Here is a 26,376-nt window from a genome sequence, read left to right as displayed (position 1 = left end):
GCGCGACTGTCGGTGCGGGCGGCTCACACCGTGTCGAACCCCTGCCGCCAGGACGGATAGGCCGGGCTCCAGCCGAGGTGCGTGCGGGCGTAGCGGTTGCTCGCTCCCCGCGCCCAGCCGTGCCGCTCGCCACCGGTCACCGCCGGTGCCGGCACATCCGCCGCCGCGCAGAACGCGGGCACCCACTGCGAGGCGGCGGCTGGCTCGTCGTCGCAGACGTTGACGACGCCCACGGGCCACCGCAGAGCCTCGACCGCGGCGGCGACGGCGTCATCGATGTGCAGCAGGCTGCTCACGTCCGCGTCGGCGGGGACCTTGCCGGCGGCGGCGAACTGGGCCATCAGACCGTCGCGGGCGTACCAGGTGCCCGGGCCGTAGAGGGTGCCGTACCTCAGCACGACCCACTCGGGCGCCTCCTGAACGGCGGATTCGAGCGCGGCGGCACCGGCCACGCTGGTCTGGCGTGGCTCCGCCGCGCCGAGGTCGAGCGGAATCTCCTCGGTCGCGGGCTCGGTGCCCGGCTCGTACGCCCAGGCGATGCTCTGTGCCACGATCCGCTGTACGCCGGCGGCGAGCGCCGCGTCGACAAGGTTGCGGGTCCCGGTACGACGCAGCCGCGAATTGGCGGCGAAGTCCCCAGTGCTCAGGCTGGTCAGCTGGTGCATCACCACGTCGGGCCGGGCGTCGCGGACGGCGGCAGCGACCGCGTCCCGGTCGAGCACGTCGACGGCGACCGGGCCGTTGCGGGCCAACCCGATGACCTCATGCCCCTGAGCGGTCAGGATGGGCTCGAGTCGACGGCCGATGACGCCTGTCGAACCGGCGAGAACGATACGCATGACGTGCCTCTCCGTCAGTTCGGCCGGGTCGAGCGGCGGCCCTTACGCTGTTCGAGCTCGTCGGGGCTCACCAGCACCAGCATTTCCTGGCCGGGCGCGCACACCATCACGACCAGGAACCTCGTCACCCGATCGGAGAGGTTGTTGGCGGACCGGTAGTGGATGACGTCGCCGCCCGGCTCCCAGAACGCCTCACCGGCCTTGATCACCCGCTCCGGCTCGCCCTCCAGCTCGAAGATCATCTCGCCCTCGAGCAGGTAGCCGAAGACCGGGCCGGAGTGCCGGTGCGGCGGCGTGCCCGGGTCGCCCGGTGGCAGTTCGATCGTCGCTGTCATCACGTGGGAGCCCTCCGGCAACTCCGGCGGCATGGCCGTGCCCAGCAGCACGATCTCGTTGTTTCCGATTGTCATGGTCTGCATGGATCGAACGTATCCCCGACCGGACCAGCCGGATGGACCAGTTGGTGACCGGTCTGATGGACCAGTTGGCAGAGTCCGGACAGTGCCTCCTGCCAGGCATGAGCCGGCGGCGCCGCGTATCCGAGGACCAGGGCTGCCGCCTGCCGCTCGTCCGCGGGATCGTGCCAGTAGCCGTTGCTGTGCAGTCCGATCAGGTGCAGCCCCTCGCGGCGTCCGGCCCGGATCAGCCAGCGCTCCTCCGCCACGGAAGCCAGCGGTAGCAGCGCGTGAACGCCGGCAGCGATGCCCTCCAGGGCAGTGGCGGTCACCTCGGCCAGGCGGTCGGCCAGCTCGGTCCGGCGACGCCGGTAGGTCAGGCGCATGCGGCGGATGTGCCGGTCGTAGTCGCCGTGCGTGAGCAGCTCGGCCATGGTGAGCTGGTCGATCGCGGAGACCGCGGCGCCGGCCTCCACGATCGTCGTCGTCAGTTCACGACGCAGTGGCTCGGGGACGACGAACCAACCCAGGCGGACGCCTGGCGCCAGCGACTTGCTCGTGCTGCCGGCGTACACGATCCGCTCTGGTGCCAGCGCCTGCATGGCACCCACCGGCCGCTGGTCGTAGCGGAACTCGCCGTCGTAGTCGTCCTCGATCAGAAACGCGTCGTGCTTCCGGGCCCAGGCGATGAGCCGGTAGCGGTGCCGTGGAGCGAGCACCACGCCGGTCGGATGCTGGTGCGCCGGGGTGAGGAGCGCGGCCTGACCCGCCGCGTCGTCCGGGTCGGCCCCGCCGGGACCGACGGTCAGCGGGGTGACTGTCAGGCCCGCGGCACGCAGCACCATGCGGTGATGGGCCAGACCGGGGTTCTCGGTGGCGATGGCGCGGACGCCGCGCCGGTGCAGCGTCCGCGCAAGAAGGGAGAGGCCCTGGGTGAAGCCCGCCGTGATCACCACCGCACCCGGGTCGCAGAGCACTCCACGAGTGCGCGCGAGATAGCCGGCCACCGCCGCCCGCAGTGCGGGTAGCCCGGTCGGTTCGGAGTAGTCCAGCGTGCCGCGCGAAGCCGTTGTCAGCGCCCGGCGGACACTGTCCGCCCAGGCTGTGCGGGGGAACGACGCGAGGTCGGGAATCCCCGGCCGCAACTCGATCAATGGCCCGGCGGGAGGCGACGGCCGCGGTTGCCCGCGCGAACCGGGCGGATCATGACGTACGTCGGCGACCCGGGTGCCCGAGCCGGGTGCCGCCAGCAGCCACCCTTCCGCCACCAGCTGCGCGTACGCCTGCACCACAGTGCCGCGTGCCAAGCCCAGGTCGGCGGCCAGGCTCCGGCTCCCCGGTAGGCGCGACCCGGCCCGCAGCCGGCCTGTCCGGATGCTCTCCCGTAACGCGCTCTCCAGCGAGCGACCCGGGAAACCCGCACTCCGATCGAACTCCAGATGCAGGTCAAGCGACTTCGTCACGCAGCAACGATCCCATTCGTACGAGTAGCGCCGGCAGCTTCGGCGTCGACTCACGTGTCAGGCGCCGCCGATCTTCGCAGGTGAGGGCTCCACCCTCTCGGGGAGTCCGAGCAGTTTTCGCCGCAGTGAGAAGTCCCGAAGAGTAGAACCAGCAGTGACATCACAGTTGTTGAACTCTGTTTCACCTCGGCGCCCGGTCCGGGTGACGCACCCCTGCGGCGTTACGGCGAAGGCGGATCGGGAGGTAGCTCAGTGCGAATCGGGACAGCTGGCAGGACCGGCGGGCTCCGACGTCCCGGCCAGTGGCCGGCCGGTCCGAGGTCGCGGAACACCGCCGGGCGGACCCGATGAACGACGGCCGGTCACCCACCCCCGCCGCACGGCAGGCACGGTCAACAGGTGGGCGGGACACCGCGCTGACCGCGTTGATCCGGATCGCCCTGGCCGTCCTCTTCCTCGACGAACTCGTTGTCGGGTTCTGGAACCAGGTCTTCCCCGAAAGCTTCTACGACAACTTCCCGACCGTCAGCCTCACCCCACCGTTCAGCGAGCACTACGCGCGAGACTTCGGCGGAGCGACCCTCGGCCTGGCCGTCGTCCTCGGCACCGCGCTCGTCGTACCTAGGGCGGCGTTCACCATCCCCGCGGCGGCGGCATTCTCCACCTTCGCCATACCCCACTTCTTCTTCCACCTGACCCACCTGCACCACGCCACCCCCGGCGAGAAGGCGTTCCTGACAACCGCCAACGCCGTCGTCGCCCTGCTCGGCCTTCTCGTCATCGCCCTGACGCTCGTCCGGGACGCAGGGCGTCGCCGCCCTCGGCGCAGGTGATGCGGGCGGACCCGGCGCGACGCCGGGTCCGCCCGTTTCAGGTGTGCTGGATCTCGCCCTGCCGCTGGTCGACCCGCACACCCTCGAACAGGTGCTGCGCGGAGTCGGCCGTGATCAACGTGCGAGGGCGGCGAGCCTGAACTGCTGGTTGGTTTGTCCGTGGCAGTCGTAGAGCTGGATCTGGGCGCCGTTGGCGGTGCTCCAGGCGTCCAGGCATCGTCCGGACTGGACGTTGCTGATGGTGCCGTTGGAGTTGACGTTCCACTGCTGGTTGGTCTGGCTGTGGCAGCTGTAGATCTGCACTGCCGCGCCGTTGCCGGTGCCGGCCGCGTCGAGGCACATGGTGCCGTACACCTGGAGTTGTTTGTTCGAGGTGTAGGTCCAGGCCTGGTTGGTCTGCTTGTTGCAGTCGTAGAGCTGGACGCGGGTGCCGTTGTTACGCGAGGCGTTGGGTACGTCGATACACCGGCCGGACTGCGTGCCGACGATCTCACTGGCGGAGCCGGGTGGGACGGTCGGCGGGTCGGTGGGCGTCGGCGGGTCGGTCGGGGTCGGCGGGTCGGTCGGGGTTGGCGTCGACGGCAGCAGCGGGCAGGTGCTGCGGTAGGTGACCACGCCGCTGGAGTCCAGCAGGGGGCAGAGGAACTGGCTGTACCGGGTGTCGTTGTCGAGGAACATCTTGACGAACGGCAGCATGGTCCGGACCATCACCGGGTTCGACCGCCCGACCATGAAGCCATGATCCGCTCCGGCGACCTCCAGGTAGACGCTCTCCGTCGTGGCCGGGAGGCTGTTGTACAGGCCGGTGGCGTAGGACGGGGTGACCACCGTGTCCGCCTGACCGGCGAAGATCATGGTGGGGACCCGGTCGTTGGCCAGGTTCGACGACGGCGAGTACGGCGCGATGCCGACCACTGCCTTCAACGACGCGCGTCGCGTGGCTGCGCTCAGCGCGCCGCCGCCGCCCATCGAGTGACCGGCGACCGCCAGCCGGTTGGGGTCGACCCGGTCGCGTACGGGGCTCTGCTGCGTGAGGTAGTCCAGTGCGGCGAGCAACTGGGTGCCTCGGGCCGTGTCGAAGTCGTTGCGGCTGTTGGTCTCGATGCCGATCACGACGAAGCCGTGGGACGCCAGCCACGGCCCCATCCAGGCCAGTTCGGCGGAGAACAACGCCGTGTAACCCGGCGAGATCGCGATGGCCCCGAAGGTTCCCTGGCTGGTGTCGGTCGGGTAGTAGATCCGGCCGCCGTTGAAGCCGTATCCGGTCGGGACACTGACTGAGGTGTTGGCAAAGGGGCCGTTCACAGCGGTGACGCTGGTCCGGGTGGGGTCCGGGCCCCGCTGGTACGGGTTGTCGGCGGCCGACGCCGACCCGGTCGCCAGGGTGATGGTGAGCAACCCGACTGCGGCGGCGATCCCGGCTGCGGCGAGCGTGAACAGTCTCCCCTTCAGGCCGGTCGACACTCGGTCGGCCTTGGTGTTCCCCGTGGGCGGGGAGTGGTCTACAGGTCCTCGCACTGTCGGTACCTCCTGGTGGTGGAAGAGCGAGGGGCGGGCGGGCTCGTCGTGTGCCGAGCCTGCCCGCCCCCGGTGATGTCCGATCGTCAGCGTTGCAGGGTCAGCAGACCCGGCCGGTACGGCAGCAGGCCGTAGTCGCCGCCGGAGCTGGGGGAACGACCCTGGTAGAGCAGTTGCAGGTTGCAGGCGTCGACCGTCATGGTCTGGTCGGCGTTGGTGCGCAGCAGCTCACCGTGGCTGATGTCGTTGGTCCAGGTGGCACCGCTGTTGGCCTTGCCGGCGAACGGGTTGCTCTCGGACGTCGCTTGCGGCGTCCACGACCCACCCAGGCTGCTGGCCGTGAACGAGCGGAAGTAGCGCCCGTTCGCGCCGATGGCCTCGACGATCATGAGGTACTTGTTCAGGCCCTGGAGCTTGTAGACCTGGACGGCCTCGAACAGGTTGTTCGTCGAGTCGGTCATGATCGTCGTGTAGTTCGAGCCGAAGCTGCCGGGGAAGTTGCCGATCGGCATGCTGGCCCGGTAGATCCGGCCGTTGTCACCGGCGAAGAACAGGTACATGTTCTGGTCGTCGCCGATGACCGCCTGGTCGATCGGGCCGGTGTTGGAGTTGGAGATGCTGCCGGTGAACAGCGTCTGCGCCGACGACCACCCGTTCGGATTGGTCGGGTCGCTGGAGGTCCGGTACGAGAAGGCCGTGCCGCCCCACTGGTAGGCCAGCACCCAGATGTTGCGCGGCGCGAAGTAGAACAGCGACGGCGCGACGGTCGCCGAGTTCATCGCGTTCTGACTGGCCGAGCCCATCTGCGAGTAGTTGCTGAAGAGGCCGAAGTTCATCGAGCCCCACGTGGTGCCGGTGTCGTGGGTGGTGGCGTAGACGAGTTGCTGGCCGTTGTACGGGGCGACGGTGAAGTCCTTCAGCGACACCCACCCGGACCTCGGCTGCGCCAGCGCGCCGGTCGACGACCAGCGGTACGACGAGGGAAGGTCACACGTGGTGGTCGGCGGCGGCGTGGTCGGCGTGGGCGTGGGCGTGGGCGTCTGGGTGCCGCCGCCGAGGGCGGCGAGCCTGAACTGCTGGTTGGTTTGTCCGTGGCAGTCGTAGAGCTGGATCTGGGCGCCGTTGGCGGTGCTCCAGGCGTCCAGGCATCGTCCGGACTGGACGTTGCTGATGGTGCCGTTGGAGTTGACGTTCCACTGCTGGTTGGTCTGGCTGTGGCAGCTGTAGATCTGCACTGCCGCGCCGTTGCCGGTGCCGGCCGCGTCGAGGCACATGGTGCCGTACACCTGGAGTTGTTTGTTCGAGGTGTAGGTCCAGGCCTGGTTGGTCTGCTTGTTGCAGTCGTAGAGCTGGACGCGGGTGCCGTTGGTGGTCGCCGCGTTCGGCACGTCGACGCACCGGCCGGACTGGGTGCCGACGATCTCGCTGGCCGAGCCCGGTGGGACGGTGGGGGTGGGGCCCGGCGTGGTGGGCGTGGGGGTGGTGCCGGGGCCGGCGCTGTTCAGGGCCTCCAGCGTGGAGGTGTAGGCGGCCTTCTTGTTGCCGCTGCAGTCGAAGAGCAGCGGAGTGCCACCGGAGCGCCACGAGTCACAGTCGCGCACCCCCCACACGGTGAGCCCGTTGCAGCGAGCCACGGCAAGGCAGTCGTTGACCACACTGCGGTAGGTGTTGGCCTGCGTCGTGCCGGACCCCTCAATGTCCAACTCGGTGATCTGCACGTCCACCCCGAGGGCGGCGAAGCTGGACAGCGTGGTGCGGTAGTTGCTGTTGTACGGCGAGTTGGCGTTGAAGTGCGACTGGAACCCGACGCAGTCGATCGGCACGCCACGGGACTTGAAGTCGCGCACCATGTTGTAGACCGCCTGGGTCTTGGCCCAGGTCCAGTTGTCGGTGTTGTAATCGTTGTAGCAGAGCTTCGCGTCCGGGTCCGCCGCGTCGGCGGCGCGGAACGCCGCCTCGATCCAGTCGTTGCCGGTGCGCTGGAGGTTCGAGTTACGACGGGCGCCGCTGTTGCCGTCCTCGAACGCCTCGTTCACGACGTCCCACGAGTAGATCTTGCCGCGGTAGTAGGTGGCCACCCTGGTGACGTGGTTCAGCATCGCGTTGCGCAGCGTGGTGCCCTCCATGCTCTGCATCCAGCCCGGCTGCTGCGAGTACCAGGCCAGGGTGTGGCCGCGGACCTTCCATCCCCGGGAGAGGGCGTGGTTCACGATCCGGTCCGCGTTGCCGAAGGTGAAGTTGTTCTGCTGCGGCTCCGTCGCGTCGATCTTCATTTCGTTTTCGGGGGTGATGGCATTGAACTCGCGGTTCAGGATCGTCGTGTAGGCGCTGTCGTTGAGTTTGTTGGCGGCGACGGCGGCACCGAAGTATCGGCCGGACTGGGCTGCGGCGGCACCGAGGGTCGTCTCGGCGGCCTGGGCCAGATTGGGCACCAGTGAGACGACCAGGGCCAGAATTATCGCGGCCGTTCCGGAAAGAGTGAGTGTTCGTAGTCGGGTGCGCCCGATGGGACGGGTCCGGGAAACCATGCTGATCCTCCAGTGGTGGGGTAGGGGATTCCTGTCGCTGTCCCAGCGGGGGCCCGCTGGAACAGCGGCGGACGCGATGGTGAGTTCGCCCGAGCGGGGGGCGGACTCAGGTCGGGCGTCCGCCCGGCTGCGAGTCGGTTCGGGCTACCTGGCCAGCGAATAGAGGGAGTGGTGACAGGTAGGCCCGGTCGCCCGTGGGGGAGTGGTTGCGGCGTTGGGCTCTTTCGGGGTGGACGTGGTCTCCTGGCAGGTGGGCGGGCCCGACGGTCGCGTGGAGCGCCTCCAGTGCTAACTGATCTTGTTAACGTTCACACTTGTCGATGGCTCTCAGGCTGGCAGAAAATTCCAGAGTTTTCAACCGGTAGTTTCGGACCTGTTACGGATCCGGGCGGAAGGGGTGGAGTCCGCGCGCACTGCGGCTGGTCGACCCGCGTTACGCGTGGACCAGACCGGAACCGACAAGCGGGACGGCCGCATCGGCGGGCTCCACGCGCTGTGGCGGATCGCAGAACCTGCTGCGTGCCCGGCGCAGAGCGGGAGTCGGGCTTACGGCTGCTCGTCGGCCTCGGGGTTGAGCTGGCGCATCAGCACCGCGAACCCTTGCCCCGACTCCACGAAACCCAGTTTTCGGTAAAGCGTCAGAGCGCTGTGATTGCTGTCGGTGACCTTGAGTCGTAGTTGTCGGACGCCGGCGGAGGGCGCGCGGTGCAGGACCCGCGAGATCATCGCTGTGGCCAGACCACTACGGCGCCAGGGCGCTCGGGTGCCCAGGCAGTGCAGGATCGCCGTCGGCGTGTCCGTGTTGCCGTCGGCGAGTGCGAAGAGGAAGGCGGCCACCGGGTTGTCGCCTCGGTCGGCCTCGGCGAGCACCAGGCAGGAGAGGTCGGGCAGGAACCGCGGATGCCCGGTCGCGTGCTGGGGCCAGGTGCGCTGGTCTGGTCGAACCGCTGCGGGGCTGTCGGCGTAGGCCTCATTGTGGGCCAACCGGGCGAGTTCGTCGTAGCGCTCGTCGACAGGTGTCAGCACCAGACCGGGCGGCAGCGCGGGAGCCGGCGGCTCGTCAGGCACCGCCAGGACGAGGTCCCGTTCGTGCCGGACCAGCGCGAAGCCGCCACGGATCAGCAGCTCGCGCCCGGCCGCGTCGTTCTCGGCAGACCGGATACCGAGGACGGCCTGTGCCGACCCCCGGTCGTTCCGCACCTGCTCCGCCTGGTCGATGAGCCAGTGGTGCAGCTCTGTGCGGACGTCGTCCGCGACGTCGGGATGAAACACGGTGGTCAGGCGAATGCGGAGCACGTCGTCCGCTGTTCCCATGTCGGCGACCTCGCCGTACGCGGCGACGCTGCCGGTGTCGTCGCGGCCGACCCGGGTACGTCCGGCACTGTCCGGCCCGAGAGTGGCCAGTCGGTTCCGGACGTCCTCAGCGCGTTGCTCCATGCCGACCGGGGCGACCGCCTCGGCGCGCTGGAAAAGTGCTGCCAGCTCTGCTGCCTCGGCTGGTGTGGCGCGACTCCAACTCGCGATCCTCATCGATGGCCATCCTATGGACCTGGCTCGATGAGGGTCAACCGCAGGTCGGGATCGCCGGAGAGCGTCAACCTAACCTCCTAGGATGCTCTACGGGTTGTGCCTCACTCGACAGTCTCGCCAGCAGCGTCAGCTGCTCGAACCGCCTGCGGCGACGCTTCTGGCAAGCGGAGCGTGACGCTACGGAGGTGGCCGTACACGCGCTGGAACGCTGCGCTCCGCCGACGCGGGTGGCTGAAAATTCCCGTCGAAATCCGGTAACCAAATCGGCGTGCCAACCCGTCAGGTCAATGACGGATCGCCACTGCGGGCGGTCGGCCGAGGAGGAACAAGGACATGGGCGACGTGCGTGGGCGTTTCAGGGACGACCTGGCCCGACACCCCGCCCCGCCATTGGGTGACCTGGTCCAGCAGGCGGTGGTGCAGGGCCGCCGACTGCGCCGCCGGCGTCGCCTGGCGCAGTTCGGCGCCGGCGGATCGGCCTTGGCGATGCTGCTCGTGATCGGCCTGGCCGCCGGTCCGCTCGGCATCGGAGCGGATGACACCGGTCAGCCCGGCGGGCCGAACCTGGTTTTGCCGGGCGGGTCGGTCGACACCGGCACGCCGTCCCCGACCGATTCCCCGACTGGCGGGTTCGAGCCGGGCACCGAAGAGAACCCCGCTCGGCCAGTGGGGCCGACTCCCTCCACCACTGTGATCGACACCGTGAGGATCGGGGCGGGGCCGGACGGTGAGCTGGCGACCACCACACCGCAGGGCGCCCTGGAACTGCTGATCCGGCTGCTGCCCCCGGGCAAGACCAGCGGTTACGCGAATCTGGAGAGCAGCGGGGCGGGCCCCGGCATGCCGTTCGTCCAGCTCTACCTCGACCGCGGCGACGGACCGGGCATGCTGCGGCTCTCCATCTACCGGGACCGCCTCGGCGGCGACCCTCGCCCGGGGACGGTGGAGCTGACCGAGGTACCCGGCAACTGCGTGCAGAGCCAGATGGTCACCGTGCATCACGACGCCGGCCTCCAGGTCGATCTCATGATCGCTACCTGTCTGGTCTGGGACCCCAAGGGAACCGTTCCGGCACCGGCCGTCCTCTCCGTGAAGGAGGCGACCGAGATCGCCGCCAACCCGACCTGGGGGACGAGACTGCCGGCCGAGTACGTCATCAACGGTGCCAAGAGGTTCCCCAAGTTGGCCCGGTCGAATGGCTGACGAAGACTTCGTGGAGTTCGCGCAGGCGGCCGCCGGCCGGCTGCGCGACGCCGCCTTCCTGATGTGCCGCGACTGGCATCTCGCCCAGGACCTCACCCAGACGACGCTGGCCAAGGTGTACGCCAACTGGAGGCGGGTCCGCCGGGCCGACGATCCCCACGCGTACGCCCGCAAGATACTGCTGCGCTGCATGCTCGACCAGCAGCGACGTCGTTCCAGCCGCGAGTTGGCGATGTCGACGCCGCCGGAGCGGGGAGAGGAACATCCGGCTGAGCTGCGCATGACGTTGCTGGACGCGGTCGCCACCCTGCCGTTGCGGGACCGGGCGATCATCGTCCTGCGTTACTGGGACGACCTGAGCGTGGAGGCGACCGCCGAGGTAGTGGGCGTCTCCATCGCCGTCGTCAAGAGCCAGAGCATGCGCTCCCTCAACCGGCTGCGCGAGCTGCTCGGCGAGACCCGTTCCGAGCTGTTCGCCGAGGAACGCCATTGACGGGTCCCGTCTGCGGGCGGGGTGTGGCGGATCCCTTTGGGGTCGGACCGTCGGCCGGCGAACCGGCGCGTCGGTGCTGCGGCGGCGACGAAGGTGCCGCCACGCGTCGGCCGAAGCGCCACGTGTGGTGGCAGGTATCTGCGTCTGGGGAGGTTCTCGGTGTCCGTATCGAGCAGCAGGACGAGCCGAGGCCGGATTCGCGGCAGAGGCCGAGGTTCGGTCGCGGTCCTGTCGGCGTTGTTGGTGATGGCCGCAGGGTGCGATCGGGGGGAGGCCGGTGTCGGCTCCGACGAGCTGCACACAGTGAACGCGGACCGGGGCGACCCGGGTCTGCTGCTGGGGGCGGGCGATCTGGGAGCGGACTGGCACGAGGACGACGCGCGAACCGGTCTGGCGGCCTGGCCGTGGGAGCAGGACAGCTGTCCCGACTACCGGAGCAGCGACTACCTGGCCAAGTCCCATCGGCGCGCTGCCGTGGAGCGCTACTACCGGCTGTCTGACGGCTCGTCGCCGGCCCACCACGTCGTGGAGACGTACGAACCTGGATGGGCCGAGCGGAACGTCGATGACGTCCGTCGGGTCCTCCTGCGCTGTGCGAGCTACCCGGTCCTCGGATCGCAGGTCTCGTTCGACGTCGTGGATCCGCATTATCTGGAGGGCGCCGGGATGCTCATTCGAGGTCGCATCGCACATGCGGACGCCCCGAGCACCGTCACGTACTTCGTGATGGTGAGACGAGGCGAGACGGTCTCGACGGTCCGCCTGCCCGATCCGGGCAGTCAGGCCGTGGTGGACTCGATCGCGGCGAGGGTGGTGGCCCGCCTTGGCTGAGCGGATTGGCCGGCGGCTGTCGCGACGCTGGGTTCTCTCCGCGGCCACCGTGTCGCTGGCCGGCGTTGCGACGGCCGCCTTCGGTGCCACGCGCGGCCGCGACGGCGACGGAGCCGGACCATCGCACGGTTCCTCCCCGGCCAGCCCGATCCCCACGACGCCGGCCATCGACTGGATCGGCCAGGCGAGAATGCGCATCAAGGCCTACGTGGAGCGGTACGACGGCCACCTGGCGGTCGCGGCACTGGATCGGCAGGGAACGGCTTCGGTGACGGTCGGCGCCAAACGGTTCGAGACCGCCAGCATCGTCAAGGTCAACATCCTCGCGGCTCTCCTGCTGCGCCAGAACCCGCCGGGCAAGGCCCTGAGTTCCGGCACCCGGCGGTTGGCCGAGGCCATGATCGTGTCCAGTGACAACGATGCGGCGGTGGCCCTGTGGCAGCGGATCGAGGGCTCGCGCGGCCTCAACGCCGCGAACCGCGAGCTCGGCCTGCGTGAGACGAAGCCCAACTCGCACTGGGGACTCACCACGACCACGGTCGCCGACCAGCTTCGTCTGCTGACCGCGCTGACGTCGCCGACGGGACCGCTGACCCCGCAGGACCGTACCTTCGTCATGGGTCTCATGAAGAAGGTGATCCCCGAGCAGCGGTGGGGGGTCACCGCCGCACGGGAGCCGGGCGGTCGTTCCGAGTACGTCAAGAACGGCTGGGACACCGCTGATGTTGACGGGGGTCGTTGGCTGGTCAACAGCATCGGGCGGGTCGTCGAGGCCGATCATGACTGGCTGATCGCCGTGCTCTCCGACCATCACGTGAGTCAGAAGGAGGGCATCCGCGTCGTCGAGAAGGCCGCCACGTACGTGCTCAAGGAGCTGCGCGCCGCCACTGCGCACGACGGGCTGTCGCCGGGGTAGGCCCGCGTCCGCTCAGGCCGACAGTGGGTCGGTCGACCTGCCGGGTAGGCGCCTGTCATCGCCGGCAGCACACAATTCCCGATCTTGTACCCATCCGTCTGCGGGTCTGCCTCGAATGCCTCATGACAGCAGCAATCGAGTACAAGCATCTGAGGAGTTCGTATGAAGCGGCGCCTGTTTGCCACGGTCGGCGTGATCGCCGTGTTGGCCCTGTCCGCCTGCGGCGGAACCGACGGCGAGGACACCGCCAGCGGAACGCCGAGTACGTCGGCCAGCGCGCCGATGGCCTCGGCTTCGCCGTCGATGATGATGTCGGGTCAGTTCGGCTCGGGGTGCGCGGCCGTGCCGACCGATTCGTCCAACCCGGGAAGTTTCGAGGCAATGGCGAAGGTGCCGGTGGCCACCGCCGCGTCCGGTAACCCACTGTTGTCGACGCTGGTCACGGCCGTGAAGCAGGCCAACCTGGTGGACTCGCTCAACGGCGCGCAGGGCGTGACGGTGTTCGCGCCGACCAACGACGCTTTCGCCAAGATCCCGAAGGCCGACCTGGACAAGGTCCTGGCCGACGACGCCATGCTGAAGAAGATCCTCACCTACCACGTGGTGCCGACCCAGTTGTCCCCGGACACCCTGGCCGGCACCCACAAGACGATGCAGGGCGACGACGTCACGGTGACCGGTAGTGGTACGTCGTTCACCGTCAACGGCACCTCGATGGTGGTCTGCGGGAACGTCTCGACGGCCAACGCCACCGTGTACATCGTTGACAGCGTCCTGATGCCCAAGAGCTGAGGGTGTCCACCCCCGTCGAGCCCCGGCCGGCAAACCGCCGGCCGGGGCCGTCCCGAAGCATGACAGCCATCCGCGGCCTCGTCGTCGGCGTGCTGAGCGCCGGGGTCGCCCTCGGCGTGGCCCACCTCGTCGCGGCGCTGGTCGATCCGGCCGCCGATCCGGTGCTGACAGTCGGTAGTGCCGCTGTGGATCTGGCACCGCAACCGGTCAAGGCATTCGCCATCCGCTCCTTCGGCAGCAACGACAAGGTCGCTCTCCTCGCCGGCGTCTACGCAGTGCTGGCGCTGAGCGCGGTCCTGCTCGGCGTGGCGACGTTACGACGACGCCGTTATGGTCTGGCGGGCCTTGCCGCGTTCGCTGCCGTCGGTGTCGCCGCTGCCCTGTCCCGCCCGACGGCGACACTCGTGGACGTCCTGCCGGTACTGGCGGGGGCCGGCATCGGGATGACCGCGATGCTGGTGGTGGCACACGCCGCTCGGACGCTCCCGGTTCCTGGCTCGGGTCGCCCGCGGCTGCTCAACCGCCGCCAGTTTCTGGCCACGGCGGCGGGAGCAGCGGTCACCGCCGGCGCCACGGCGACCATCGGCCAGACTGTCGGGCGCGGCAGAGCCGCAGGCGCCCGTTCCCGCGCGGCCGTTCGCATACCGCCTCCCAGGCAACCCGCGCCGCCGCTGCCCGGCGGCGTCTCCGCTGGGGTGGACGGCGTCTCGGCGTTCCTCACCCCCAACCGGGACTTCTACCGGGTCGACACCGCCCTCACCGTCCCGCAGGTCGACGCGGAAACCTGGCGGCTGACCCTGGGTGGAGCGGTCGATCGGCCCCGTACCTGGACATTCGACGACCTCCTCGCCCGCGGTGTGGTGGAGCGCGACATCACCCTCAACTGCGTCTCCAACGAGGTCGGCGGCCCCTACATCGGCACCGCCCGTTGGACGGGGATCCCCCTGGCCCCACTGCTACGCGAGGCCGGCATCCGCGCCGGGCAGAATCAGCTCGTCAGCCGTTCCGTGGAGGGCATGACCATCGGCACCCCGCTTCAGGCGATCCTCGACGGTCGCGACGCGCTGTTGGCCGTGGCCATGAACGGCGAACCCCTGCCCCTGGAGCACGGCTTTCCCGTCCGCATGCTCGTCCCCGGCCTCTACGGCTATGTCGGCGCCTGCAAGTGGCTCACCTCCATGCAGGTGACCACCTTCGACGCGTTCGATCCCTACTGGGTGCAGCGCGGGTGGGCCGCCGAGGCGCCCGTGAAGACCGCATCCCGCATCGACACCCCGAAACCCTTCGCCCAACGGCGCTCCGGTCCCGTCATGATCGCCGGTGTCGCCTGGGCGCAACGTCGCGGGATCACCGCCGTCGAGGTGCAGATCGACGACGGGCCGTGGCGGCAGGCCCGTCTCGCCGACGGCCCCTCAGCGGACCTGTGGCGGCAGTGGACCTACCGGTGGGACGCCACCCCCGGCAGCCACACCCTGCGCGTGCGGGCCACCGATGCCACCGGCGCGACCCAGACCGATCAACGGGCCGCGCCCTTCCCGGACGGCGCGACCGGCTGGCACAGCACGACAGTGACCATCACCTGAACTGGTCCGTCCGACGGTTCGCCGTCCGGGCCGGAAAAACAATCCGGGCCGGGACCAATCCGGTGGACCGGAGGCGACGAATCCCTCACGACAGCACCTGAGCATCGACGCCGTACCCAGGCGGAGACGGAGATTTGTTGTGAGATTGTCCCGAGCCCTGCTCACCGTGCCCGCAGCCGCCCTGTTCCTCGCGTTTCCGGGGGTCGCGTACGCCGACGAGAGCGTGCAGGTCCAGCTGCAGGACCTCAACGAGACCGGTGCCACCGGAACCGCCACGTTGACCGCTACGAGCGGCGGTGACCTGAAGGTCATGATCCGGTCGAAGGGCATGACGCCGAACTCGCCGCACGCCCAGCACGTGCACGGCGCAGCGAACGGCATGGACTTCCACTGCCCGGACAAGTCCGCCGACGCCAACGGCAACGGCTTCGTCAGCACCGAGGAGGGCCTCAAGATGTACGGGGACATCTTCATCTCGTTGACCACCACCGGGGACACGACCAAGGCCAGCGGCCTGGCGGTGGATCGGATGCCGACGGCCGACGCGAACGGCAACCTCAGCTACGAGCGCACCATCCCCGCCGGGGACCTGCCCCAGGGCACTATCGCGCACCTGAAGGACCTGCACCTCGTGCAGCACGGCATCGACGCCAACAAGAACGGCAAGTACGACATGGAAGCGCTCGGCGAGTCGACGTTCGCCAAGTCCGTCGGCGTCAACGGCATCCCCGCCGAGGCCACCGACCCCGCGACGTGCGGCATGGTCAGCGGCGCGGCCGCCGGCTCCGTACCCGCGGGGGGTGTCGCCACCGGAGATGGCAGCACCTCCGGCGGATCGCCGATGATGATCTACGCCGTGGGTGGTCTCGCGTTGCTCGGCGCCGCCGGTGCGGTCGTCGCGCGTCGTCGGCTCGCCGGCGAGCGCTGAGCCGACGGCGATCATGATGGACAACGGTGGCGAACCAGCGCCGGCTGGCCGTCGCCGGGGGCGTCACGCGCTCCTGGCGGCGGCCGGCATCCTCACCGTGACGGCGGTCCTGACGATCGGTGTCGCAGTCGCCGAGCGGGGCGGCGACCCGCCCAGACCCGACAGGTCCGCTGCGGCACCAGCCGCGAACGCGTCTCCTGTCCCGGCGAGCGGGCCCGGCGAGTTGACCTCGGGACCGCTGATGGCCGGTTCACCGCCGACGCGGGTGTCGATCGCGTCGCTGAAGGCCACCGCCGCCATCGTCGCGCTCGGTCTGCAGTCGGACGGTGCGATGCAGGTTCCGGACAGCGCCACCGATGTGGGCTGGTTCACGAAGGCGCCGACGCCCGGCGCTCTCGGCCCGGCCGTGCTGGCCGGGCACGTCAACTGGAAGGGCCGCCGCGGGACGTTCTTCGACCTGGGCAAGCTGCCTGTCGGCGCCGGGATCACCGTCGATCGTCAGGATGGCAGCACCGCGATGTTCACCGTCACCAGGGTCGAGCAGCATCCCAAGGACCGCTTCCCCACCGCCGAGGTGTACGGGGCGACCGACCATGCGGCGTTACGCCTGATCACCTGCGGCGGCGAGTTCGACGACAGCACCCAGCACTACCGCGACAATGTCATCGTCTACGCGCGCCTCGCCCACGCTCGTCCCGCCTAGACACGAGTGCGGCGGCACACCGAGCCGTCGACAGCACAGGGAGAGGACATGCCGAGAATGAGCGGCGACCCGGAACAGGGGCGGCGGTTGCGAGCAGTGCCGCCGGACACCGCGACCCCACCGAACGCCGACGAGTTGCTGACGCGGGTGGCGCGGGGCGACGAGGCGGCGTTCGCCATGCTGTACGACGCCGTGGCGGGCAGGGTCCTCGGGCTGGCCCGGCGGGTCGTCCGCGATCCGGCGCAGGCGGAGGAGGTGACGCAGGAGGTGATGGTCGAGGTGTGGCGCACCGCCGGGCGCTTCGACGCCGGCCGGGGATCGGCCTCGGCGTGGATCCTCACCATGGCGCACCGCCGCGCGGTGGACCGGGTGCGCTCCGAACAGGCTCACACCGACCGTGCTCTGCGGGTTGCCGCGACCGAGACACACGTCCCCTACGACGAGGTGGTCGAGGACGTCAGTGCCCGGTTGGAGCGGGAGCAGGTCCGCCGGTGCCTGGGCCGGTTGACGCCGGTGCAGCGGGAGTCGGTGACCCTGGCCTACTACGGCGGTCACACCTACCGAGAGGTCGCCGAGAAGTTGCAGACGCCGCTGCCGACGGTGAAGACGCGGATGCGCGACGGACTCATCCGGATGCGCGACTGCCTGGGCATCGAGATGGAGGGACGGGCATGAGCGCCGATGTTCACACCCTCGCTGGTGCGTACGTCCTGGACGCGGTCGACGACGTTGAGCGGGCTGCGTTCGAGCGGCACCTGGCCGAGTGCGAGCCGTGCCGCGTCGAGGTGGCCGAGTTGCGGGAGACCGTCGCGCGCCTCGCCGACGACGCCGTCATCGAGGCGACCCCGGCGACCCCGGCGGGTCTGCGGGAGCGGACCCTCGCTCAGGCGGCCCGGACCCCGCAACTGCGCGTCAGCTCCGCGGGTGCCAGCGGCGGACGGCAGGCAGGCAGGTGGCGACAGCTCACGGTGGCCGCCGCCGCAGCCGTTCTCGTCGCCGGTGGCGCGAGCGCGGTCACCTGGACCGTCAGCAACGATCGGATCAGCGACGAGCAGGCCAGCAGCGACCAGGCCCGGCAGATCGCCGCCGTCCTGGACGCCCCGGACGCCCGGGTGTTCGAGCGGTCGTTGCCGCCCGGTGGTGCCGCCACGGTGGTTGTCTCCCGTGACCGCGACCGCGGTGTGGTGCTGCTGCGCGACCTTCCCGCGCCCGGTGCCGGGCGGATCTATGAGCTCTGGCTCATCCGGGGAAGTGAGCCCCGCAAGGTGGGACAGCTCGCCGAGGGGGACAGGGCGTCGACCACTGTCATCGGCCCGGTCGGCGAGGCGGGCACGTTCGGGGTGTCCAACGAGCCCGTCGGTGGTTCCGTCGCCCCCACTCGGATCGTGGGCACGGTGGCGCTGAGCTGAGTTGGGCTGGGCCGGCCGCCGTCACGTCGGCGTGCGGCCCAGCCCTGTCCGATGCCCGAACCTGGTGCTTCTGGTCACCCCGCCCATCCGGACGGGGGACCGCTCCGAATCACCCGCATGGATGACGAGCTGCTCGCCGGCCGGTACCGCAGGCTTCTGCTGATCGGGGACACCGCGACCTCGGGACGCGTCTGGCTGGCACGCGACGAGGTGCTTGATCGGCACGTCGCTCTCAAGCAGATCACCCTCCCGGGCTGGGTGAGCGACGCGGAGCGGTCCCGGCTGCGGGACAGAACGCTCGGGGAGGTACGCGGCCTGGCCGGTCTGGATCATCCGGGCGTGGTCGCGATGTGGGACGTGCTGAGCACCGACGGATATCTGTGGCTCGTCATGGAGCACGTGCCCTCCCGTTCCCTGTCCGAGATGGTTGTCAGCGACGGTCCGCTGGCGCCGGCCGAGGTGGCGCGGGTCGGCCTGCATTTGATCGCGGCACTGAGTGCCGCCCACGCGAGGGGAGTGACGCATCGGGAGGTCCGGCCGCAGAACGTGCTGTTCGCCGACGACGGGCGGGTCATGCTCGGTGGATTCGGTCTGTCGATCTTCGACTCCCGGGATCCCGCTACCGTCACCGCGGGGAGCCTGTCGACGGTCCAGTACACCGCACCGGAGCGCGCCCGCGACGGTAGGGCCACCCCCGCGACCGACCTGTGGGCCCTCGGCGCGACGCTCTACCTGGCTGCGGAGGGCCGTCCGCCATGGAGCCGGCCATCGACCCTGGCCATGCTTGCCGCCCTGGCCACCGAAGCGCCGGACCGGATGACCGTCCTGCCGCTCGAACCCGCGATCACCGGTCTCCTGCTGCGCAACCCCCGCCAGCGCCTCTCCGCGCAGGAGGCCCGCGACCAGCTGGAGCAGGTGGCCGCGGCGACGCCCGCGCCGGTGGCGCGGGCGGGCCGCTGGCCGCGTGTGCGCGCCAGGTCACGCCGGCGGCCCGGGGCGGTCACGCCGGCGGTGCCGCCCGCCGCGGACGCGATCACCACAATGGTCATTCCGGTCTTGACACCCACCTCCCGTGATCGGACGACCGGCTGGGCGTTCGCCGGTGCCGTGGTGGGCCTGCTGGCGGTCGCGGCCGTCGTCGTCACGGCAACCGGTGCGGTGATCGGCGGCTGGCGTGGCGAGGACAGCCTTTCGGCGGCCGAACCAGGCGGTGCGGCCGCCGGCGTGGTGGAATCGACCGCGACGGCACCGCCGGCCCACCCCTGCCTGGAGGACGCCGACTCCAGCGGGGCCGAGCCTCTGCGAGCGCCTGGCGCACCGCTGCCGTACGCCCTGCCGAACGGTTGGGCGTGGCACCAGGACCCCGCCGGATTTCTGCTGGCGGTGCCCGAGGGATGGAGCCGGCACACCGAGGGTGCACTGGTGTGCTTCCGCGATCCCGCCGAGGTGCGGGCCATCGCCGTCGACCCCGCCGCGACAGCTTCCTCCGTACCGTCGAAGCGGTGGGAGGCCGCCGAGCGCGACGCGTTGACCACAGGGGCGTTGGCCGGCTACCAGAGGATCAGTATTGGGCCGGTCATCCGCCCGGGCGGCGCGGCGGAGTGGGAGTACACCTGCGACCAGGCCGGCGGCACGCGGCTGCACGCCCGCCGGCTGCTGATCAACGAGAGCAGGACCCGCGCTTACAGCCTGTCCTGGATCACGCAGGACAGCCAGTGGAACGAGACCGAGCCGCTCCAACGACTGGCACTGGCAAGCATCCGCCTCGACTGACGCGGCGGTTGCCGGTCACAGGTCGACATGGCGGTGCGAACCTGAGGGTGGACGAGTGTGGGAGGGGTGCGGCCCGACACCCCACCCGATGGTCACTGCCGCAGAAGCAGGGCGAGGTCGAGGACCACGTGCCCGTTGAACACGCCTGTCGTCTGAGCCGCCCCGGTGAGGAGGTCGACCCGGTACAGCCGGGAGCCGCCGACGCCGTTGAGGACGGCGTAGGCGTTGTTGGCCAGGGCGCGGTCTCCACTCAGCGGGCTGTGGATGTCGAAGCCTGCTTGGAGGTTCGCGTTCACCCCCAGTGCGCCGGTGGCGGCCAGTTGCCCCGAGTTGGCGGGGGATTGCAGGACAACCTGGTCGAGGGTGGTGTCGATGTCGAAGAGGGTGGTAGCGGTGGCGGGGTTCAGGTCGTTGTTGGTGTACGCCGCACCGGTGACACCGACGGCGGCGGTGCTGGGCGGGTAGGTGAGAGGGCCGTCGACAAGGGTCGTGCCGCCGGGGTTGATGTTGTGGCGCAGGTTCTGCCCGGTGTCGCTGATGATCCGGAGTCGGTCGGCGGCGGGGTTGAAATCGACGCCGAACGACGTGCCGCTCAGCGCGACGGTCAGCTGGCTGATCTTCGTGGCCGCCGCGGTGCGCGTGTCCAGCGCGTAGATGCCGCCGTTGTTGCCGACGCCGTAGAGCCTTCCGTCCTGGACGCGAAAGTCGATGCCGATGAGCGCTTCGCTGCCGGGCAGGTCGACCGAGCCGATGGTGCAGGCCAGGGCGGGGCGGTTGGCGGCGAACTTGATCAGGTGCTGACCGTCGGTGAGACCGATGGCGACGAGCCCGTTTCGGCCTCCGGCGTTCAGCAGGTCCCACAGCAGGGTGCAGGTCCCAGTGCCCAACAGGGGCAGGCCGCGAGCCGGGATGCTCGCTGCTGTGCTGTGGCTTGGTGGGGCGGCGGTGACTGGCGTCGCGGTGATCCCGATGCTGACGACGATCATTGTGGCGGCTGCGAGCAGCCCTCGGCGAAGCGTACGGTGCATGAGGGGCACTTCCTTGATCAGATGCACCGTCGGACTCCTCGGTGGAATCCGACGCCGTTTTCGGCGACGGTGCAGGGATGAATTCCCTGCTCAGAGCCTATGTAGAGACGATCCGCAGCATCTGTCGGGATTCGGCCTTTCCTTCAACTTTCGCACCTTCTGCACGGTGCAGTCGACGTGCGACGATCAACCACACCCGACACGGTGAATCCACGAAGGGCGGCGACGTCAGCCAGCTCGGCGCCCTGGCTGGTGATATCACCAGCGGTTACACGGTCTCGCTCGGCGTCGGGGGGCGACGCGACCAGCGCCCCGCCGCCGCAGCGAAATGAGGGCAGGGCCGAAAGAGCAATCCGGCTCAGGGCGCTGGCGCCCTGAGCCGGATCAACTCTGTTGCTTCGGTCGTCCCGATCAGGTGACGTTGATGTCGCTGCACCACATGTAGGTCTGGTCCAGGTGCGACGCCCGCCAGAGCACGAACAGGATGTGGTTCCCGCTGCGTGACGGGAGCGAGACGTTGAACGAGATGTTCTGCGCCGGCGCGTAGCGCCCGGTCGTCGTGATCAGGTCGAGGTTGCCCCATCCGAGTTTCTGGGTGGACGGGTTGAACCCCTGCTTGGTGACGTAGACCTGGAAGTAGTCAGCGCCGTGGCTGGCCTGGTCGTACAGCTGGACCGTGAGGTTGCGGCTGACGGTGGTCGTCTTCCACGCGCCTGGCTGGTTCACGCTGTCGTTCCTGGACAGGGCGTTGCTGCACAGCTGGCCGTCCGGGGTGCGAGCCTGGTACTGGCCGCCGAGGCCGTCCCGCAACTGGCTCATCCAGTTCCACATGGTGTCGGGGTTGGCCTGGAACGCCTGCCAACACATGGGGTCCTGCTGCTGCATGGCGGGGTTCATGTGCTGGTTGCCCCACGTCTTCCAGCACTGGTAGGCGCGGCTCATCGGGTTGATGATCGTGCCGTGGGCCTGGGCTGCCCCGGTGAAGGGCAGCATGCCGGCCACGATGGCGAACACCATGACGAATGCTCGCAGGGACCGACGGACTGGTGACCGGGATCGTCCGCCGGATCGATCGGACTTGAGTGAACGCACTGTTCATCCTCCGCTCTTCGGGACTGCAACTCAGAATGGGAACGCTCCCAAGCCAACTGTTGCATCTATCGACTTAGATATCAATGCTTATCTATCTATGGTCGGATGTGGATCGAGCTGACCGGGGTGTCCGCAGCCGCCCGGTTCGGATCCGGGTGCGGGATACGTCCACGGCACCGGCCGCCCAGCCTGGTTACAGGCCGGCTGCGGCGTCGTACCGACGCCGAAGGTCGGCCATCTCCGACTCGGTCAGCGCTTCCCTCGTCGCGGGCTCGGCGTACTTGGGCGGGAACATCTGCCGCAGTCGGTCGATGAACCTGACGTCGGCGGTCGCCTCGACCACCTGGATGCCCGGAGGTGTGGTGGACACGTCCATGATCACCGGACCGGCCAGTTTGACCGCCACGTCCCAGGGGCGCTGCTTCTCGGCGACCCCGCAGAGGTGAAAGCCGTAGACGGTCTGCACGTCGGCGAGCGCGGTGGCCTCGGTCGGCTCGTAACCGTAGACGCGGACCCCGCAGATCACTGCCGCCTTCTCCGCGGTGGCCGCCTGTTGGGCACCGTGGCCGGCGTGGTTGTGCTGCCCCGGGTCCGCCTTCTCGAGCGTGGTGCGCATCCGGGCGATGATCTGCGACTGCAGATCCGCCGGCTTCGCCGCCGGGTCGGTCCGGTTGACCAGTACGACAACGCCGGCCGACACCACCAGCAGGATCACCGCTACCCACACGAAGCGGTTTCGGTACCAACCCGCGAAGTTCTCTCGGGACATCATTGTTGCTTCTCACCTCGTCGCCGGTTCTGGTGCTGGCAGGCCGAATCGGACGCCCCCGGCGGGTCAGGCGTCGAGCGCGTCAGCCGTGGGGGACACGTGCCAGGGGGTTGCCTACGGCGGGCGAGGATGATTGCCCGGCAAAGCGCCCGTCGTCGTAGAGGTGGCCCGGCGATCCGCCAGGCGAGCGTCCGCCGAGGCGGCGCGCTGCCGGCGCTGCGATGCTCCCGTGCTGGCCGTTCCCAGCGCGGTTGCCCCCGCGCTGCGGCGATATGAGCCATTCCAGCACGTCTGGATCGGCTTCGCAACATCGACGAGCGTCAGCGGGGGTTCGACCGGCCACCAGCACCCTCCTCGCGCGGGTGCTCATCGCCGCACCGCCGCCGGGTCCCCCGGGACGGAACTGCGGCGGGCGCAATCGGGATTGGATATGGTCGGTTTAACCCGATTTACTGCTTACAAGGGGAAACATGAGTCGCTTGCCGTACGTGAACCCCGCCGACGCCCCGGTGCCGGTCCGAGAGACGCTGCAGGCCGCGCTTCCTCTGGGCTTCTTCCGCGTCATGGCCCACGCCGAGACGGCGTTTCCAGACTGGATGCGCTGGGGCGGCACGCTGCTCAAGGACCTGGCCCTCGACCCACTGCTCCGCGAAATCGCGATCCTGCGAGTCGCTCAGTTGAGCAACGTGACATACGAGTGGGTTCAGCACGAGCCCATCGCCCGCTCCGTCGGCGCCACGGACGAGATGATCCACGCGCTCGGGCGCGACGAGATCCGGGACGACTGTTTCACGGCAGAGCAACGGATCGTCCTGCGCTTCACGACCGACGTCGTCCGTGACGTCCGCCCGCCCGACGACACCACCACCGCGCTGACCGGGCTGCTCTCCCCGCGCGAGGTGGTCGAGCTCCTGATGGTGATCGGGCAGTACATGATGATCGCCCGGGTCGCCGCAGTGACGGACCTCGACGTCGACAAGCCGATGGGCGCCGCTGTCTACGGCGGGCGGGCCTGACTAATGTCATGAGTGCCTGTGCGCACCGCATCCAACGTCGTGACTAAGCGCACTGGAGCCCACCACGTCCCGTCGATGAGACTCGATTCGACGCCGGAACAACAGCCGGCCGAGTTCGAGAGGCGGCGAGACGGTGGACGAACGCTACGACAGCTACTGCGCCGCGGATCGGTTGTTCTACGACTCGCTCGGCAGCGCCGTCGCGCAGCCCGTCTTCCCGGCTGCCGAACGACCGGTTCCGACCGGCTGGCGCCGTGAGCCGCTCGACGACTGGCTGATCTACGCGCCGGACGGCGGCTCGCTGCCGCAGCAGGGCTGGAAGATTCATGTGTCGGCGGGTCTGGCGAACGCCGAGCGGGTGCTGGACGCGGTCTGGAACTACTGCGTCCCCCGCGGCCTGTCCTTCAAGTTCCTGCGCGGGCCGCGCACCCTGCTGCTGCGCAACTCCAAGTACGCCGCCCGGGCCGCCAGCGGCAAGTTCGTCACTGTCTATCCGCGCGACGACGCGGAGCTGGAGCTGGCCTGCAAGGAACTCGACGAGCTGCTGACCGGCGAGACCGGACCGTACATCCTCAGTGACCTCCGCTACGGCGCCGGCCCGGTCCACGTGCGCTACGGCGGCTTCGCCGCCCGCTACTGCCACTCACCCGACGGCCAGGTGGTGCCGGCGATCGAGGACGACTCCGGCACGCTGGTGCCCGACCGCCGCGAGCCCGTCTTCCACGTACCCGCCTGGGTCACGCTGCCCGACTTCCTCGGCCCGCACCTGGCCGCCCGCAACGACACCAGCACCAACGAGGTGCCGTACCGGATCGAACGGGTGATCCACTTCTCGAACGGCGGCGGGCTGTACGTGGGCAGGGACCTGCGTACCGACACCGAGGTGGTGCTCAAGGAGGCCCGGCCCCATGCCGGCCTGGACGCCGACGGCACCGACGCCGTCGCCCGGCTGGCCCGTGAGGCGCAGGCCCTGCGGAAACTCGCCGACCTGCCGCAGGTGCCTCGGGTGCACGACGAGTTCGTTCTCGGCGAGCACCGGTTCCTCGCGCTCGAGTTCATCGAGGGCCGACCGCTCAACAAGGTGCTGGTCGACCGGTACCCGCTGATCGACGCCGACGCGACCGACGGCGACCGGGCGGAGTACGCGCGGTGGGCCCGCCAGACCTACGAGCAGGTCGAGTCCGTCGTGGCGGCGATCCACGAACGCGGCCTGGTCTACGGGGACCTGCACCTGTTCAACATCATGATCCGGCCGGACGACCGGGTCGCCCTGGTCGACTTCGAGGTGGCCGCCCCGATCGCCGGGCACCGCCGACCCGGGCTGCGCAACCAGGGCTTCGCGGCCCCGAGGGACCGCAGCGGACCCGCGGTCGACCGGTACGCCCTGGCGTGCCTGCGGCTGGCGCTGTTCCTGCCACTGACCCAGCTCGTCCGGCTCGCCCCGGCGAAGGTGACTCACCTGGCCGACATCATCGCCGCGAACTTCCCGGTGCCGAGGTCCTTCCTCGATCCGGCGGTCGAGGAGATCACCGGTGAGCCGCGTGTCACAGCGGACCCGCGAGGGGATCTCGGCGCCGACGACCGGCCCACGTCGCGGGACCAGTTGACGACCGCGATCCTGGCCAGCGCCACCCCCGAGCGCGACGACCGGCTCTTCCCCGGTGACATCGAGCAGTTTCGCAGCGGCGGCCTCAACCTCGCCCACGGGGCGGCGGGAGTGCTGCACGCGCTCGACAAGAGCGGCGCCGGACGGTGGCCCGAGCACGAAGAGTGGCTGGTGCGGCGGGCGACGTCGCCCCCGTCCGGAACCCGCTGCGGCTTCTACGACGGGCTGCATGGCGTCGCCTACGCCCTCGCTCACCTCGGACGCCGGCAGGACGCGCTTGACGTTGTCGACATCTGCCTGCGGGAACCCCTCGACGGGCTCGACCACAGCCTGGCCAGCGGACTGTCCGGGATCGCGCTCAACCTGGCCGAGATGGCCACGCGTACCGGGGAGCTGTCGCTGTACGACGCCGCGTGGCGGGCCGCCGAGCGTGTGATCGGGCACCTGGCCGACGACCCGGGCCCGGACGTCAGCGGCGGACGGAACCCGTACGCCGGGCTGCTGCGGGGCCGGACCGGACCGGCGCTGATGCTGTTGCGGCTCTACGAACTCAGCGGCGACGACGAGCTGCTGGAGCACGCCGCCACGGCGCTGCGTCAGGATCTGCGCCGGTGTGTGCTGCGCCCGGACGGTGCCCTGGAGGTCAATGAGGGCTGGCGCACCATGCCCTACCTGGCGCACGGCAGTGTCGGGATCGGGCTGGTCCTCGACCAGTACCTGCGCCACCGGGCCGACGAGCAGTTCGCCGAGGCGAGCGCGGGTGTCCGCCGCGCGGCGCGCTCACCGTTCTACGCGCAGTCCGGGCTCTTCGCCGGCCGGGCCGGCATCATCGCCTACCTCGCCGCCTCGACCGACGCCGCCGACCGCCTCGAACTTCGCGCGCAGGTGGACCGGCTGGCCTGGCACGCGCTGCCGTACCGGGAGGGGACCGCCTTCCCCGGTGAGCAGTTGCTGCGCCTCTCCATGGACTTCGGCACCGGCACCGCCGGCGTGCTGTACGCGCTGGCCAGCGCGCGGCACGACCAGCCGCCGGCGCTGCCCTTTCTCGCGCCCCTGCCGGGCGCGGACAGACTCCCTCGCGACAGCGGGGGCGACCCGATCGGCGAACGGATGGAAGGGAGGTGAACG

The 26,376-nt window shown here is 69.7% G+C and carries 24 protein-coding genes; 15 read left to right on the top strand and 9 right to left on the bottom strand.

Annotated features, from left to right (window positions below; genetic code table 11):
- Positions 1-23 precede the first annotated feature (23 nt).
- From ACGF3C_RS22030 to ACGF3C_RS22020, 3 genes are read right to left on the bottom strand one after another with little or no spacing between them, the layout of a single operon-like run.
- Complete coding sequence (locus ACGF3C_RS22030; protein WP_357230145.1) at positions 24-839, bottom strand: NAD(P)-dependent oxidoreductase; 816 nt, start codon at positions 837-839, stop codon at positions 24-26.
- 14 nt (positions 840-853) lie between these two features.
- On the bottom strand, positions 854-1,258 hold the full coding sequence (locus ACGF3C_RS22025) for a cupin domain-containing protein (protein ID WP_357230147.1): 405 nt from the start codon (positions 1,256-1,258) through the stop codon (positions 854-856).
- Complete coding sequence (locus ACGF3C_RS22020) at positions 1,246-2,697, bottom strand: PLP-dependent aminotransferase family protein (protein ID WP_357230149.1); 1,452 nt, start codon at positions 2,695-2,697, stop codon at positions 1,246-1,248. The genes ACGF3C_RS22025 and ACGF3C_RS22020 overlap by 13 nt, the downstream gene beginning before the upstream one ends.
- A 347-nt stretch (positions 2,698-3,044) precedes the next feature.
- Between ACGF3C_RS22020 and ACGF3C_RS22015 the strand changes: the two genes are divergently transcribed.
- Positions 3,045-3,530, top strand: a complete 486-nt coding sequence (locus ACGF3C_RS22015; protein WP_357230151.1) for a hypothetical protein — start codon at positions 3,045-3,047, stop codon at positions 3,528-3,530.
- Between the two features lie 114 nt (positions 3,531-3,644).
- Here the strand turns inward: ACGF3C_RS22015 and ACGF3C_RS22010 are convergent, their stop codons facing one another.
- From ACGF3C_RS22010 to ACGF3C_RS22000, 3 genes are all read right to left on the bottom strand, one after another.
- On the bottom strand, positions 3,645-4,994 hold the full coding sequence (locus ACGF3C_RS22010; protein WP_393224684.1) for a ricin-type beta-trefoil lectin domain protein: 1,350 nt from the start codon (positions 4,992-4,994) through the stop codon (positions 3,645-3,647).
- Between the two features lie 140 nt (positions 4,995-5,134).
- Positions 5,135-7,576, bottom strand: a complete 2,442-nt coding sequence (locus tag ACGF3C_RS22005) for a non-reducing end alpha-L-arabinofuranosidase family hydrolase (protein WP_393224681.1) — start codon at positions 7,574-7,576, stop codon at positions 5,135-5,137.
- Between the two features lie 546 nt (positions 7,577-8,122).
- On the bottom strand, positions 8,123-9,106 hold the full coding sequence (locus ACGF3C_RS22000; protein ID WP_357233903.1) for a GNAT family N-acetyltransferase: 984 nt from the start codon (positions 9,104-9,106) through the stop codon (positions 8,123-8,125).
- A 333-nt stretch (positions 9,107-9,439) separates the two neighbouring features.
- Here ACGF3C_RS22000 and ACGF3C_RS21995 point away from each other — a divergent pair, with 333 nt between their 5' ends.
- The 11 genes from ACGF3C_RS21995 (at position 9,440) to ACGF3C_RS21945 (ending at position 19,737) form a co-directional block, all read left to right on the top strand.
- Positions 9,440-10,309 (top strand): hypothetical protein, encoded by an 870-nt coding sequence (locus tag ACGF3C_RS21995; protein WP_357233905.1) that lies wholly within the window; start codon positions 9,440-9,442, stop codon positions 10,307-10,309.
- On the top strand, positions 10,302-10,802 hold the full coding sequence (locus ACGF3C_RS21990) for a SigE family RNA polymerase sigma factor (RefSeq protein ID WP_357206671.1): 501 nt from the start codon (positions 10,302-10,304) through the stop codon (positions 10,800-10,802). Before ACGF3C_RS21995 ends, ACGF3C_RS21990 begins: the two co-directional genes overlap by 8 nt.
- A gap of 303 nt (positions 10,803-11,105) precedes the next feature.
- Positions 11,106-11,633, top strand: coding sequence for a hypothetical protein (locus tag ACGF3C_RS21985; RefSeq protein ID WP_357234615.1), 528 nt, complete (start codon positions 11,106-11,108; stop codon positions 11,631-11,633).
- Positions 11,626-12,549 carry a serine hydrolase gene (locus ACGF3C_RS21980; protein WP_357234617.1) on the top strand — a complete coding sequence of 308 codons (924 nt, stop codon included), beginning with the start codon at positions 11,626-11,628 and terminating at the stop codon, positions 12,547-12,549. Before ACGF3C_RS21985 ends, ACGF3C_RS21980 begins: the two co-directional genes overlap by 8 nt.
- Before the next feature lie 162 nt (positions 12,550-12,711).
- Positions 12,712-13,341 (top strand): fasciclin domain-containing protein, encoded by a 630-nt coding sequence (locus tag ACGF3C_RS21975; protein WP_357234619.1) that lies wholly within the window; start codon positions 12,712-12,714, stop codon positions 13,339-13,341.
- A gap of 59 nt (positions 13,342-13,400) precedes the next feature.
- On the top strand, positions 13,401-14,924 hold the full coding sequence (locus ACGF3C_RS21970) for a molybdopterin-dependent oxidoreductase (RefSeq protein WP_357233086.1): 1,524 nt from the start codon (positions 13,401-13,403) through the stop codon (positions 14,922-14,924).
- A gap of 139 nt (positions 14,925-15,063) precedes the next feature.
- The gene (locus tag ACGF3C_RS21965) at positions 15,064-15,852 is read left to right on the top strand and encodes a hypothetical protein (RefSeq protein WP_357233084.1); all 789 of its coding nucleotides are present in this window, start codon (positions 15,064-15,066) and stop codon (positions 15,850-15,852) included.
- Positions 15,853-16,093: 241 nt separating this feature from the next.
- Positions 16,094-16,555, top strand: a complete 462-nt coding sequence (locus ACGF3C_RS21960) for a class F sortase (protein WP_357233082.1) — start codon at positions 16,094-16,096, stop codon at positions 16,553-16,555.
- Positions 16,556-16,612: 57 nt separating this feature from the next.
- Entirely contained in the window at positions 16,613-17,230 is a 618-nt protein-coding gene (locus ACGF3C_RS21955; RefSeq protein ID WP_393225141.1) for a sigma-70 family RNA polymerase sigma factor, read from the top strand.
- Complete coding sequence (locus ACGF3C_RS21950) at positions 17,227-17,964, top strand: anti-sigma factor (protein WP_357233078.1); 738 nt, start codon at positions 17,227-17,229, stop codon at positions 17,962-17,964. The genes ACGF3C_RS21955 and ACGF3C_RS21950 overlap by 4 nt, the downstream gene beginning before the upstream one ends.
- 117 nt (positions 17,965-18,081) lie before the next feature.
- Entirely contained in the window at positions 18,082-19,737 is a 1,656-nt protein-coding gene (locus ACGF3C_RS21945; protein ID WP_393224673.1) for a serine/threonine-protein kinase, read from the top strand.
- Positions 19,738-19,829: 92 nt separating this feature from the next.
- On the opposite strand, the gene ACGF3C_RS21940 is transcribed toward ACGF3C_RS21945, so the two are convergent.
- Positions 19,830-20,765 (bottom strand): DUF4394 domain-containing protein, encoded by a 936-nt coding sequence (locus ACGF3C_RS21940; protein ID WP_357231475.1) that lies wholly within the window; start codon positions 20,763-20,765, stop codon positions 19,830-19,832.
- A gap of 41 nt (positions 20,766-20,806) precedes the next feature.
- Between ACGF3C_RS21940 and ACGF3C_RS21935 the strand changes: the two genes are divergently transcribed.
- The gene (locus ACGF3C_RS21935; RefSeq protein ID WP_357231472.1) at positions 20,807-21,097 is read left to right on the top strand and encodes a hypothetical protein; all 291 of its coding nucleotides are present in this window, start codon (positions 20,807-20,809) and stop codon (positions 21,095-21,097) included.
- Between the two features lie 79 nt (positions 21,098-21,176).
- On the opposite strand, the gene ACGF3C_RS21930 is transcribed toward ACGF3C_RS21935, so the two are convergent.
- Positions 21,177-21,782, bottom strand: a complete 606-nt coding sequence (locus tag ACGF3C_RS21930) for a lytic polysaccharide monooxygenase (protein ID WP_124853697.1) — start codon at positions 21,780-21,782, stop codon at positions 21,177-21,179.
- 268 nt (positions 21,783-22,050) lie between these two features.
- Positions 22,051-22,629: a hypothetical protein gene (locus tag ACGF3C_RS21925; protein ID WP_357231469.1), complete on the bottom strand. Its 579-nt coding sequence runs from the start codon at positions 22,627-22,629 to the stop codon at positions 22,051-22,053.
- Between the two features lie 467 nt (positions 22,630-23,096).
- Here ACGF3C_RS21925 and ACGF3C_RS21920 point away from each other — a divergent pair, with 467 nt between their 5' ends.
- Together ACGF3C_RS21920 and lanKC are read left to right on the top strand one after the other, a co-directional pair.
- Complete coding sequence (locus ACGF3C_RS21920; protein ID WP_357231466.1) at positions 23,097-23,642, top strand: carboxymuconolactone decarboxylase family protein; 546 nt, start codon at positions 23,097-23,099, stop codon at positions 23,640-23,642.
- 133 nt (positions 23,643-23,775) lie between these two features.
- The gene (lanKC, locus tag ACGF3C_RS21915; protein ID WP_357231463.1) at positions 23,776-26,373 is read left to right on the top strand and encodes a class III lanthionine synthetase LanKC; all 2,598 of its coding nucleotides are present in this window, start codon (positions 23,776-23,778) and stop codon (positions 26,371-26,373) included.
- Positions 26,374-26,376 lie beyond the last annotated feature (3 nt).

The sequence above is a fragment of the Micromonospora sp. NPDC047762 genome, assembly GCF_043204655.1.
Lineage (GTDB): Bacteria > Actinomycetota > Actinomycetes > Mycobacteriales > Micromonosporaceae > Micromonospora.
This window is presented reverse-complemented; position numbering and strand designations above follow the sequence as displayed.